The following is a 12,952-nucleotide window of genomic DNA, read 5'->3' as shown; positions in this document are numbered from 1 at the left end:
ACCGGCCCCACGGGCTCGTACGGGCAGCTGACTCGTACGGGCGGCACAGCAAGCACAGCCTGGTTGCGGTGCTCGCCTGCGCGCTCGTGCTGCATTGCGGTGTACGTGGTCACTCACGGCACTTCGGCGTGGCGGCGGCGCTGCGGCGCTGCCCGGTCACTGCGGCACTGCCCGGTCGCTGCGGCGTCGCGCCGGCTCCATGCGCCTCGCGGCCCTCGCCGCGGGAGCGGGGCTCGGCGGGGCGCCTCGGCCGAGGGCGAACGGCCGGCGTGACCGGTCGAGACGTACGGCCGGCGTGCCCCGTCGGGGCGACCGGCCGGAGCGACCGGGCGAGGGCGGCGCGGCGTACGGTTTCTGCTGGGCAGGGACCCCGGGTCGCCGGTCGGCCGCGCGCCCGTGGGGGCAGCACCGCCGTTCGGTACGGCCGGGCGCGGACACCGCTCAGAGCCGACCGGGGCCGACCGAGTGCGGCCGGGTCCGATCAGGTGCGACCGGGTCAGGGCGCCGTTCAGTGCTCGCGAGGGGCGGGAACCACGTGGTCCACCGCACCCGCTCCGGGCACCCCGGTCTCGCCGTCGGTCGCGAGCAGCTGACGCATCGCAACCTCCGCACCGGCCGCGTCGCCCGCGCCGATCGCGTCGACGATCTTCATGTGCTGGCCGACGGAGGTCTCGACGGGGTGCTCGCAGCCGAGGGCCGAGCCGCCGGAGACCTGGAGGGCGGCGGAGACGATGCCGGAGAGGTGCTCCAGCATGCGGTTGCCGGTGAGCTGGAGGAGCAGCGAGTGGAACTCCGCGTCCGCACGGGCGAACGTCAGGGAGTCGCCCTGGGCGGCGGAGTGGCCCATGATCTCGACCATGTCGGCGAGGCGCTGCTGCACGTCCTCACGGCCGTGGCCCGCGGCGAGGCGGGCGGCGAGCGGCTCGATGGTCCAGCGCAGCTCGCACAGCTCCCGGCGCTGGTCGTCGCGCTGCGGTCCGTACGCCCGCCACTCGATGATGTCGGGGTCGAGGAGGTTCCAGTCGCTGACCGGACGGACTCGGGTGCCGACGTTCGGGCGCGCGCTGACCAGGCCCTTGGCCTCCAGGACACGCAGTGATTCACGGACGACGGTCCGGGAGACCTCGAAGCGCTGGCCGATCTCTTCCGGGACGAGCGGACGGTCGGCGCCGAGATCGCCGGAGACGATCATCTGGCCGAGCTGCTGGACCAGTTGGCCGTGCAGGCCACGGCCGCGGCTGCCGGCGGTGCGGCGGCCGACCCGGGCCATCTCGCTTTCTTGGCCGTCCCATACGGGAGCCACGCGGTCGGTGCGCTCGCCACCGACGGCGTCGGCGTAGGGGTAGCGGTCGAGCTCGCCCGGGCCGGTGAGGCCGGAGTCGGCGGGGCGAGTCGCGGTCATCATGGTGTGCGCAAGGGTACTCACGCATCCTTTGTCGGCGACGTGCCGGACCGCCTTGAGGGCTTTGGTGAAAAGCACACGAAAGGGTGATCGCTCATCACCCTACAATTGACGCTTTATCGGAAGGAACCAGACGCAATAGGCGGAGCTGAGGACAGTTCACGCGATGCGCTCAACCCGCCGCTCACCTCGCCTTTCACGTCATCCACACCCTTGCCCCCGGCCTCCTCGGCCACCTTCCCGCTTCCCCTGATCCCTTCCCCGGCCCTCCGCATCTCACGTTCTTCTGTCATTTTCACCCGTCAGATTCACTCGACGGGTTCGTCCGTCACTTCTCCGCCCCTTACCGCGGTTCCGCGTCCCGCGCATCCTCAGCGTGCCCTCCGGCGCAAGGCCGTGACGGCATATGCGCACAGCAGGACGGCGAGCGACAGCCCCATCGCGCCGACCACCGGCTGCGCCGCCAGCCGCCAGGCGGCATCGGTCAGGTCACCGACCCGGGACGGCCACCGGACCGCCGCCGTGGCCTGCACCCGCGCCGGGAAACCGATCGCCGAGCGCGCCGTCGCATCGCTCAGCAGCCCCTGCACGAGCGGGACCACGGCGACGGGCACCGCCAGGACCGCCGCCAGCCCCATGGCGGTCGACCGGAAGATCCCCGCCGCGAGAAGACCGGCCCACGCGGACCCCACCAGCAGCGAGGCCCAACCGAGCGACAGCAGCGGCCAGTCGGCAACCGTCGGCAACGCCTGCACACCGAAGACATAGCCCACGGTCACGCTGCTGAGGAAGGCCGAGGCGACCGCCAGTACGAGCGCGCTCGCCGCACTGATCAGCAGCTTGGCGCCCAGCAGCCGCAACTTTCGGGGTACCGAACCCTGTTCGGGAGCGAGCGCCGGGTACCGGAACTCCTGACCGAAGGCGAGCGCGCCGATCAGACCGGCCCCCACCGCGGCGGGCGGGAACGGCAACCGGTCCGGCCACCCCGCCAGCGCGCGTGCCGCCGACACGTCACCGCCGCGCGCCAGCACCCATGCCAGGACGAGCGACACGATCAGTACGAGCAGCCCGACGCCCATCGCCGTACGGTCACTGACCGCCCGCCGGATCTCGTACCGGACCGGCCACGCGGGCCCCGGAGCGGGCAGCCGCGGCAGCACCAGCCGCGAGGGCTGAACCCTGCCGCGCGGGGTGGAGGCCTGGCGCGGCGCACGGGGAGCGGCGATGCCGGGGGCGGAGCCGGGACCGGGGCTGTGGCCGTGGCTGTGGCTGTGGCCGTGGCCGTGGGACGGGGCGTTGGGGGTGTCCGTTGATTCTTCGGGCCGAGGGGATTGTTCGCCGTCGGCGGGGATGACGGGGAGTTCGAGGGTCGTGGTGAGTTCGCTGCCGTTGGCGCCGTTGTTGGCGTTGGTACTGCCGTTGGCGTTGGCGTTGGCGTTGGCGTTGCCGTCGCGGTTGGCAATGCCGTTGGCGTCGGCGCGGTCCGCCACCGAGAGGGCGCGGCCGGAAGTGGTCACACGCCTCCCGGCCCCCTGCAGGCCTCCGGTCCGCTCCGCTTTTCCCGTACCGCCGGGTCCCGAGACAGCGGGCCCTGAGATGAGGGCGCAGTGGCCTCCCGCGTCCTTCCGCACCGGCTCACCGGGGCTCACGTTCACCTCGGCGGCTTCGTCAGGTGCGGCCGGGGTGGCGTGCGTTTCCGCGTACGTCTCTGCGGGCGCTTCTGCGTACGGCTCTGCGCTCTCGGCACCGTCGGGGCATCGCCCGTTCTCGTACGCATCCGCGTACGGCTCGTCCGCCGACCTCTCGTGCGGTGCCCCGGCGTACCTCGCGTCGCTCTTCTCGTACTCCGCCTCGTCCTTGGCGGCCTCCGCGGCCACCATCGCGCCGTGGCCGGTCGCCGGCCTGGCCGCCAGCCGGCCATCGGCCCGGTTCAGCGGGATGATCGGCCTGGCGTCGCCGATCTCGTCCGCGAGCTGGTGTACGAGAATGCCGTGCCGGTACGCCGTGTCCCCCACCAGCGCACAGTTGCTCCCGTAGACAGCGATGCGGTTGCCGCTCTCGCGTACGACCTCCAGCGCCTGCTCGGCGCGCGGGTCCACGGCCGGGTCGGCACGCTGCCACTCGTCGACCAGGATCGCCGCCAGCCGGTCCGCGTGCGGGGACCGGACGCTGACGCGCGGCCGCAACCGGGTGTGCGTGAAGTCGGCGGCCTCCTGGTCGGCGAGCAGCCGGCCGTCCTCGACCGTGACGATCCGGTCGCCCAGCCGGGCGGCGGCCTTGGCGTCCGAAGCCGTGACGAGCACGCTGCCGCCCTGCGCGGCGAACCCTCGCAGCAGCCCGTACAGCCACGCCGCCTCGCGGGGCGACACCCCTTCGTCGGGTTCGTCGAGGAGCAGCGTGTGCGGGTCGCCGAGCAGGGCGGCCGCCATGCCGAGGCGGCGGTCCATGCCGCGCGAGAACTCGCCCAGCCGCTCCTCCGCCAGGCCGCTGAGACCGACGACCTCCAGGACGTCCTCGGCACGGTCCGCCGGGACGCCGGCCGCCGCGGTGAGCATCCGCAGGTGCGACCGGGCGGTGCGGGCGGGATGGCCGGGTACGTCGCCGAGCAGCACGCCCAGTTCCCGCGCCGGGTTCGGCAGGCGGTGCAGGGGGCGGCCGCGGAAGAGCGTGATGCCCCGTCCGCGCTCCATCCGCAGCATCAGGCGCAGAGCCGTCGTCTTGCCCGCGCCCCTGGCCCCGAGGAGGACCGTGACCTGTCCGGCCGGCGCCTCGAAGGTCAGGTCGTCCACGGCGGGCGGCAGGCCGCGACGGGCCTCGCTGGTCAGTCCAACGGCCTGGATCATCGCGCGCCTCGCCCGGTACGCGGCTTCCCCGTACGCGGCCGCCCGGTGCCGGGGGCGCGCTCTGCGGTCGCCGTCATCGCCGACATCGTCGTGACCGCCGACATTGCCGTGACCGCTGTCATTGCCGTACTCGCCGACAGCGCCGTCATCGCGGCGGGGGCCGCGGGGCGGGCGGCGGGAGGGCCGAGGGGGCGGCTGGAGGGGCGGGCGGGGGAAGCGGGGGCGGACGTTGCGAGCGCTGCGGGGACTGAAGGACTCACCCCGCCACGGTAACCCTTAATGTCCAATTTGCCCGCAATGTCAGGCGCATTGCCGCGCTCGTGTCCCGCTGGCCTTCGGGGGGCCTCCCCCCCCCCCCGCCCCTCCCCCACCACCCCCTCGCCCATGAACAGCAGATACAGCAAACACAGCAGGTACAACACGCCCACGACCAGCAGGCATCAAGTACCGGACCCCGGTCTCACACCTCCGGTCGGAGCATCGGGGGGTTCAGCAAGGTGGCGCCGCCTGCGCTGAAGAGCTGGGCCGGGCGGCCGCCCTGACGGGTCGTCGTCCCCCCGGTCGGGACGAGGAAGCCCGGCGTGCCGGTCACCTTGCGGTGGAAGTTGCGGGGGTCCAGGGCCACGCCCCAGACCGCCTCGTACACCCTGCGCAGCTCTCCGACCGTGAACTCCTGCGGGCAGAACGCGGTGGCGAGCGAGGAGTACTCGATCTTGGAGCGGGCCCGTTCGACGCCGTCCCCGAGGATGCGCGCGTGGTCGAAGGCCAGCGGCGCGGCCTGGTCGCCGTCCCGGACGAGGCCGTTCTCCTGCTCCAGGAGCGTCTCGACGGGTGCCCAGCGGGCGCCGTGCGCGTCGCCGCCGGCGCGCGGTGCCGGCAGATCGGGGGCGAGCACCAGGTGGGCGACGCTGACGACGCGCATCCGCGGATCGCGCTTGGGGTCCCCGTACGTGGCGAGCTGTTCGAGATGCGCGCCGGGGGCCAGCTGGGGGCCTGCCGGGCCGTGTGCCTGCAGGCCGGTCTCCTCGGCGAGTTCCCTGGTCGCCGCCGTCTCCAGGTCTTCGTCGGCCCGTACGAATCCTCCGGGCAGGGCCCACCGTCCCTGGAAGGGTGGCTCACCGCGGCGGACGGCCAACGCGCACAACGCGTGTTTGCGCACGGTGAGCACGACCAGGTCGACGGTGACGGCGAACGGGGGGAAGGCCGACGGGTCGTAGGGAGGCATGTCGCGATCATAGTCGTCCGCCTGACGATAAACAGGCGGTCCGCTTCTTCACGCCCCCAGTTGCAGGCCATCTGCCGCCTCCTCCACCATTCCCAGGCCACGGCCGCTGACACGGACGGAGAACGGCTGCTCCGCGACCGTCAGACCGGTGACGTGCAGGGCGCCCAGCGGCGTCCCGGAGAGCGGCCGTACGGAGAGCGTGCCGCCCGGGACGTCCGGACGGATGCCCACCAGGGCGAGCAGCGCGTGCACCGCGCCGGCCGCGGCCACCGCGGCGGGCCGGCAGGCCGTGGGGTGCGGTACGGGGGCGCCGTCGCCGGTGCGCTGGTGTCCCGCGTACATCTCCGGGAGGCGGTACGCGAAGCTCTCCGAGGCGTCCAGCAGCCCTCTGATCAACGACGTCGCCTCCGTCTCCCGGCCCGCGGCGGCCAGCGCGGATGCGGCGACGGCGGTCTCGTGGACGCGGACTGCTCCGCCGCGGTGCCCGAAGGGGTTGTAGCCGTCCTCCTTGCTGCCGAGGCCGCGCAGGCCCCAGCCGGTGTCGAGGACAGGGCTGTTCAGCAGTTTCGCGACCTGTTCCGCGCGGACGCCGTCGAGCAGTCCGGGGGCGTACGTCCCGCTGCCGAGCAGGCCGGTGTCCAGGAGGTGGGCGGCACCGGAGACGAGGCGCGTGAGCGGGCGGCCGTCGGGGGCGCACAGGGCCGCGGGGCGGCCGCCGCCGGGGTCGTCGATCCAGAAGTGGTCGCGGAAGCGGCGGCGCAGTTCGGCGGCCCATTCGCGCAGCTCGTCGGCGCCGGGGCGGTCGCACGCGTCGAGGAGGTCGGCGCCGAGCAGCGCCGCGCGGTGGGCGTGCGCCTGGGTCTCGCAGCGGTAGGGGCCGGCGGGGGCCGGGTCGGGTACGCAGCCGGCGCCCGCCGAGGCGCCGACGGCGCCGGCCGACGTGGTGCGCAGCCAGGTGAGGCAGCGTTCGGCGGCGGGCAGCAGGCGTTCGACGTCGGGCGTGGGCAGGCCCCATCGCCGGGCTTCGGCGAGGACCGCGGGGAACAGCAGCGTTGCCTCGATGCCGGTGCAGCTCGGTGGCGAGTGGGGGCCGGCGTCCCGCAGGGGGCCGGGAATTCGGCCGAAATCCGGCCCTGGGGCCGCGTGTTGGCTGCGGGCGAGGGTGCGGAGGGTGCCGGCGGCGAGCCGGGTGCCGAGCGGGAGGAGCATGCGGGCCGCGGCCAGCGCCTCGGCCGGGGCCGGGGTGCACCGCCAGGGGATGCCGGCCGCGAGTCCGGTGTCGGCCGGTACGGCGGGGTCCCGGGTCAGGAGGCCGTTGAGGTCGTCGAGTGCGGTGGTGAGCAGGGCGCTCGCGCGCGGGTCGTCGCACTGGAGGCGCGCTGCGGACCAGGGGCGGGGCGGTCGGGTGGCGTGCGTTCCGGCGGCGGTGGGGAGAGCGGCTCCTCCGGTGGGTGCGTGCGTCGGCCCGGTGGTGCCGCTGCGGACGGTGAGTTCGATGGTGCGTGGGGCGCCGGGCGGCAGGTCCAGGTTCCAGCGGAGCAGTCCGGCGGCGGCGAGCGCGTCGTCCGGTGGCGGGGTGGCCGTGACGGTGGCGTGGACCGTGTCGGTGGTCCAGCGGAGTCCGGCGGCGTGGACGGAGGCGGGCAGGTCGGGTCCGGGGAGCCCGAGAGCGACGGCGCTCAGTTCGGCGAGGTCGGTGGAGAAGGTGATCTCCACGGGGAGGCGCAGGGCCCGGGGGGTGTTGTTGTGCAGGGTGATGCGTTCGGTGCCGTCGGCGTTCCGCAGGCGTTCGACGAGGAGACCGGGGTCGGGGCCGGGGTCGTGGGGCGTACGGAGGGTGCCCGTGAAGCGGGCACGGTCGGCGCCGAGCGTCCTGGCCTGCACGGTGAGCGGCTGGGCTCCGGCGACGCGGAGGACGCAGCGGGCGAGGACCCGCCTGCCGGAGCGGTAGAACCCTTCCATGCCGTTGCCGGTGAGCTGGCCGTGGGCGCCGGAGGAGATGGCGAGCGCGGGCAGGGCCACGCAGATCAGGGCGGTGTGGACGGGTTGCGGCTCGGGTGGGCGGGGCGGCGGCGCGGCGCGTTGCCGTGCGGGGGCCGGGTGGGTCTGCGGCGGGGTGGGGAACATGCCTGCCATGGGGGGTGCTCCCTGTTGTGGTGGGGATTCCGTACGGGTCGCGCCACATAGGGGAACGCCGCGGCCGATGCGCAGGTCACGCCGGAACGTCAGGTCGGGTGTGTTCATCGCGGGCTCCGGCCGTCGGTCCGGTCGTCGGTCCGGTCGTCCCGGCGGCCTCCCGCGGGGCCGGTGCGCGGGCGGGGGCGTCCCGCGCGGGGACGTGCCGCGGGACGGGTGCGGATGCGGTGTCCTGCGCGGCGATCGGCACGCGAGCGGCGGGTCGGCGCGCGTCCCGTCCGGGGGCCGGTCGCGTCGGCATCGGTGTCCGTGTGGGTCTCCATGGCGGTAGCGGCATTGGTCTCGGTGGCGGTGCCGATGGGGGCGCCGAGGGGGGTATCGGTGTTGGTCTCAATGGCGGTGTCGCTGTCGGTGCCGGTGTCGGAGTCGGAGTCGGTGTCGGTGTCGGTCGGGTTGTCGATGGCCGACGTGGGCGAAGCAGCCGCGTGAGGCATGGCCCCGTCCCCAACCGGCATGGAGCCCGAGGCGCGCGCCATGGCTCCGTCCCGATCCCGCACGGAGCCCAAGGCGTGCGGCGCGCCCCGCTCCTGGTCCGGCGCAGCGCCGGGCGCAACGCCGAGCGCAGGGGCGGATGCGGCGGCAGGCGCATGCTCCGGCGTGCCGTCCGGCGCACGGCCGACGGCGGGTCCCGTGCCCGGCGGAGCCGTGGAGTGGGGCGCGGTGCGTAGGCAGTGGCGGAGTTTGTCGGGGTCGAGGCCCTCGTTGAGGCCGCGGTGGAGGAGTTGGGCGAGGAGGTAGTCGGGGTCGAGGGTGAGGGCGCGGCAGAGGGCGACGCGGGCGGAGACGGTGTCGCCGGTCGCCCAGGAGACCCAGCCGGCCAGGGTGAGCGGGGGTACCGCGTGGGTTTCGTAGGCGTCGGGGCAGCGGCGGGCCAGTGCGCGCCAGAGGCGCAGGGCGGGTGCGGCGTCGGGGCCTTCCGTCCAGGCGGCGACCTGGTCGCGGGTGAGGCGGTCCTGGAGGCCGAGGAGCATTTCGGCGGCTTCGCCGTTGGTGAGGAGGGCGTCGTCGCAGGCGTCCTTGGCGCGGTGGCTGCCGGTGGGCGGGTCGCCGCGGAAGGTGTGGAGGGCGCGGGTGAGGAGGGCGAGGGTCTCGTCGCGTACGGCCTTGGGGTCCTGGCCGGAGAGCATGCGCGGGATGAGCGCTGCGGCCGCGGCGTCCAGGGCTTTGACCTGGTCGTCCGCGCGGGCGCCGGTGTGCGGGGCGAGGCGGGCCTCCATGTCTTTGAGCGAGCCGCGGACCTGGACGCCGGAGTAGGCGGCGGCCGCTGCCATGGCGGAGGTGCCCGGCAGGACGAGCGGGGTGCCTGCGGCGGGGCAGCAGCGTTCGTCGGGGCAGACGTAGGACCAGAAGTGGCCGTGGGAGAGGCAGAGGGCTTCGAGGACGGGGACGTCGCGGCTGCCGCAGGCGGTGCGCAGTCGCTGGGCGAGGGGGTGGAGGCGGTCGCGTACGTCGCGGCCGGTCTCGGTGGCGGTCGGGTCCTGGCAGAGGAAGGCGATGATGCCGCCGGGCGGGGTGCCGCGCTCGCGAGCGGAGGTGATCAGGCTGTCGGCGAGCTGGTCGGCGACGTAGGGCCATTGGGTGGTGTCGGCGGGGATGCCCAGCCGGACGCGGCCGCCGAAGCGTCCGCGTGCGCCGTGCAGCGCGACGAGGACGATGCTGTCGTCGGGGTAGAAACCGAGCAAGTACGGGAGTGCGTCGGCGAGTTCGGCCGGGCCGCGCAGTGTGACCTGGGCTTCCGGGCCGGCCGGGGTGGTGGGGCGGGGGTCTGCCGGGTCGGCCGGCTCGATGTGCGGGTTCATGAGCCGAAGATCCCGCGGTTCGCCGCGCCGCGGCGACCCCTGTGGATAACGCCCGGGTGATTAAAGTTTTCCACAAACCATCACGGGTGCACGGATGCCGGACAACTGCCGCGCGTGTTCAGTGGACATACGTCCGACCGTGCAGGTCGCAGCGGTTTCCGTTGCCGATGACGGTCTCGAACGCGCCGGGGCGCGGCGTCGGCGGACCTCCTCAATTGGCGTCGATCCAGCGGGTATTGGAGGGGTCCCGGAGTTCGGTGCGATCTGTTCATGCTGTTTACAAGTGATTAGATTGTGCGCGTGATGCGATCCACAAACGTTTCCGGAACCGATCGTCGTGCGCTGATCGCGGCTTCGGTCACCGTTGTTCTTTGGGCTTCGGCGTTCGTCTCCATTCGCGCCTCGGCCGACCACTTCAGTCCTGGAGCACTGGCACTGGGCAGACTCGTGACCGGTTCCGTCGCATTGGTGTGCGTATTGCTGGTCAAACGGGGCGGTTTACCGCCTCGTAAGGCATGGCCGGGCATTGTGGGATCTGGAGTCCTCTGGTTCGGCGTCTACATGGTGGTCCTGAACTGGGGCGAACAGAAAGTCGACGCCGGCACGGCTTCCATGGTGGTCAATGTCGGACCGATGGTGATCGCCCTCCTGGGCGGCTGGCTGCTCAAGGAGGGGTTCCCGCCGCTCCTGCTGCTCGGCATGGGCGTGTCGTTCGTGGGCGCGGTCGTGGTCGGCTTCTCCACGTCCGGCGAGGGCTCGTCCTCCGTACTGGGTGTCCTGCTCTGCCTGCTGGCGGCGGTGGCGTACGGCGCCGGGGTGGTCTCGCAGAAACCCGCCCTGCGGCACGCGACGGCGATGCAGACCACGACGTTCGGCTGCCTCATCGGCACGGTCTGCTGCCTGCCCTTCAGTGGGCAGCTGGTGTCGCAGCTGTCCGAGGCGCCGCTCTCGGCGACCCTCAACGTCGTCTACCTGGGGCTCTTCCCGACGGCCCTGGCGTTCAGCACCTGGGCGTACGCGCTGTCCCGGACGACCGCGGGCAAGATGGGGGCGACCACCTACGCGGTGCCCGCCGTCGTGGTCCTCATCTCCTGGCTCGCCCTGCGGGAGGTGCCCGGCTGGGTCACCCTCCTCGGCGGCGTCATCTGCCTCGGTGGGGTCGCGGTCTCCCGGAGGCGCGGCGTCCGCGCACCGCAGGAGCCGCCGGCCGCGCCCGGACCGGAGCCGACCGGGTCCGAGGCCCCCGCAACGGAGAGCACGCGCTGAAGCGCACGGAACGGCACACGGGAGGGGCCGGCCGGGGAATGCTCCCCGGCCGGCCCCTCCGTCATGTGCACCGCCCCGTGGCGGTCCGCGCCGCTCTTCGTGGGAGCGGGCACGTCACAGGACGATCGTCGTCTCGTTCCGTGCCAGCAGGTAGCCGAGCTGTACCCGGGTGTGCGCCCCGAGCTCCTGCTTCATGGCCGCGATGTGCCCCTGCAGCGACCGTTCGCTGATGCCCAGCCGGCGCGCGATCCGCTTGTCCGAGTACCCCCCGATCAGCAGGCTGCTGATCGATTCCCGGAGTGACGGAATGACCTCGCCGGCCGCTTTCGCCGCATGCAGTGGAACGAACGGAAAATCCTTCGCCCGGTCCCAGGAACGCTCGAAAGTGTCCTTGAGGAACCGCACCACCGCCGGCTCGCGGATAGCCATTGCATGCGTACGGCTTTCATTCGCCGAAATGAAGGCGACCGCGTCGTCGATGACGATCAGCCGGTCGAAGAACTCGGCCAGCGTCCGGACCCGTACGCCGTAATCGGATACCGCCCGCACATACCTTTTGGTCGCCTCGTCGAATCGCGTGGTGTGCTGGTAGAGCGTCCGCATCGCGACACCCGCCTCGATATGTCGCCGCACCGAATCGAGTGCCTTTTCCAGAACAGGTCCCGGCCGGGGCCCGTCCGGCTGTGCGGTCAGGATTTCCCTTCGGGCGCCGGAGAGTGCCTCATTGATGGCCTTCTCTATGGCTTCCAGCCCGTCCAGATGGGAAATGAATGGTTCCGGAGGCCCCGCCGGCACCTCCGGAACGCTGTTGATGCCGTCGATCGGACGGCCCACCGTGAGCCGCGACAGCTCATCCAACTGCGCGGCCAGCCGCCGCAGAGTGCCTTCCGTTCCCTCCGGATCTTCCGGCATGGACTCTAATCGCGCAGATTTCTGTCCGTTTTGACCTGTGTTAGTGCCATTTGCGTCATTCACGCCTCTAACCCCCATGCTGTCTGCATGTCCCTTTAGTGCGTGTAAGTCCCCTCAGTTTCCCGTAGTACGGAAACCCGAACCATCTTAGATCTTCAACTCCGGCTCCAGGCAAGGGACATTGATTGCAGGCGATCAAACGGAATGCGTTCGCTTCGGCCGGGCGGCGCTCTCCTCTTTGTTGATCGGACTCCCCACCACTTCGCAGGGAAGGTTCAGAGAACATGCGGGAAAACTTTTCCTCGTCCAGCCGTTCACCCCGTCGGCCGAACTTCACTCTTCGTATCGGGTTCGTCGCGGTAGCGAGTTTTCTGATGGTCGTCCCCGGGGTGAACGCCGCGGACACCTCGCTATCCGCGGCCCCCACGGGTGACACCAGACTGGACGATGTCGGCTGGAATGCGGCCGGCTCCCGGTCGACTTCCTGAGTCCCCGTCAGGTACGAGAGATCGGTTCCCCACTGTGTCTTCTTCCCCCTGGTTTCTGTGCGACGAAGCCGGACCCCGGCGTGCCGCCCGCGTCTACTGCTTCCCCCACGCCGGAGGCAATCCACGTTCCTTCCTCAGCTGGCAGAAGGACCTGGGAGAGGACGCGGAAGTGGTCGCGGTCTGTCCGCCCGGACGGGGGCCCCGGTACCGGGAGACCGCCCTCACCACCGTGCCGGACCTCGCCGACGGAGCCGCGGCGGCGATCGCCGCGGCCGCCGACCGCCCCTTCCTCCTCTTCGGGCACAGCTTCGGCGCCGTACTGGCCTTCGAGGTCGCGCGGCGCATCGAAGGCCTGCCGGGCTTCCGGCACCTGGTCGCCTCCGGCTGCTCCGCCCCCGCCCTGCTGCCCACGCAGCGTGTGGTGGAGACCGCGCGGCTGGACGGGCGTGCCTTCACCGAGGCCGTGGGCTTCTTCGGCGGACTGCCGCCGGAGGTCGTCGCCGACGAGGCGCTGCAGGAACTGCTGCTCCCCAACCTGCGGTCGGACTTCCGTATGGTCGCGGAGTACGCCTACCGGCCGGCGCCCCCGCTGCACGTCCCCGTCACCCTGATCAACGGCTACGACGATCCGCATGTCACCAAGGACGGCCTCGACCCCTGGGAGCGCGAGAGCAGCGCCGGGGTCACCCAGCACTGGGCCGACGGCGGCCACTTCTACTTCGACGGCAGTCCCGGCGCCGTCACCGGCCTTCTGCGGTCGCTCATAAGTGGGGCACCTGGCGCGAACGCGCCTGTCGATGAGCACGTTGAGCTTATCTGAG

8 protein-coding genes are annotated in these 12,952 nt (G+C 72.4%); 2 read left to right on the top strand and 6 right to left on the bottom strand.

Annotated features, from left to right (window positions below; genetic code table 11):
* Positions 1-508: 508 nt before the first annotated feature.
* The 5 genes from ACZ6WH_RS35880 to ACZ6WH_RS35860 all read right to left on the bottom strand — a co-directional run bounded on the left by ACZ6WH_RS35880 (position 509) and on the right by ACZ6WH_RS35860 (position 9,465).
* Entirely contained in the window at positions 509-1,480 is a 972-nt protein-coding gene (locus tag ACZ6WH_RS35880; protein ID WP_432859441.1) for a FadR/GntR family transcriptional regulator, read from the bottom strand.
* Positions 1,481-1,773: 293 nt separating this feature from the next.
* Complete coding sequence (locus ACZ6WH_RS35875) at positions 1,774-4,245, bottom strand: ATP-binding cassette domain-containing protein (RefSeq protein ID WP_469733917.1); 2,472 nt, start codon at positions 4,243-4,245, stop codon at positions 1,774-1,776.
* A gap of 460 nt (positions 4,246-4,705) precedes the next feature.
* Positions 4,706-5,470 carry an NUDIX hydrolase gene (locus ACZ6WH_RS35870; RefSeq protein ID WP_361562986.1) on the bottom strand — a complete coding sequence of 255 codons (765 nt, stop codon included), beginning with the start codon at positions 5,468-5,470 and terminating at the stop codon, positions 4,706-4,708.
* Positions 5,471-5,518: 48 nt separating this feature from the next.
* Positions 5,519-7,606, bottom strand: a complete 2,088-nt coding sequence (locus ACZ6WH_RS35865; protein ID WP_469733916.1) for a glycogen debranching N-terminal domain-containing protein — start codon at positions 7,604-7,606, stop codon at positions 5,519-5,521.
* Positions 7,607-7,710: 104 nt separating this feature from the next.
* The gene (locus tag ACZ6WH_RS35860; protein ID WP_469733914.1) at positions 7,711-9,465 is read right to left on the bottom strand and encodes a DUF4192 domain-containing protein; all 1,755 of its coding nucleotides are present in this window, start codon (positions 9,463-9,465) and stop codon (positions 7,711-7,713) included.
* Positions 9,466-9,768: 303 nt separating this feature from the next.
* On the opposite strand from ACZ6WH_RS35860, the gene ACZ6WH_RS35855 reads away from it, so the two are divergent.
* On the top strand, positions 9,769-10,731 hold the full coding sequence (locus tag ACZ6WH_RS35855; RefSeq protein WP_432859429.1) for a DMT family transporter: 963 nt from the start codon (positions 9,769-9,771) through the stop codon (positions 10,729-10,731).
* Positions 10,732-10,845: 114 nt separating this feature from the next.
* Here the strand turns inward: ACZ6WH_RS35855 and ACZ6WH_RS35850 are convergent, their stop codons facing one another.
* Positions 10,846-11,643, bottom strand: a complete 798-nt coding sequence (locus ACZ6WH_RS35850; RefSeq protein WP_432859427.1) for a LuxR C-terminal-related transcriptional regulator — start codon at positions 11,641-11,643, stop codon at positions 10,846-10,848.
* Positions 11,644-12,165: 522 nt separating this feature from the next.
* On the opposite strand from ACZ6WH_RS35850, the gene ACZ6WH_RS35845 reads away from it, so the two are divergent.
* Positions 12,166-12,951: a thioesterase II family protein gene (locus ACZ6WH_RS35845; protein WP_469733912.1), complete on the top strand. Its 786-nt coding sequence runs from the start codon at positions 12,166-12,168 to the stop codon at positions 12,949-12,951.
* Position 12,952 lies beyond the last annotated feature (1 nt).

It is taken from the genome of Streptomyces sp. NPDC050806, assembly GCF_055586425.1.
The sequence above is the reverse complement of the archived record's forward strand: the minus strand, read 5'-3'. Positions and strand labels throughout refer to the sequence as shown.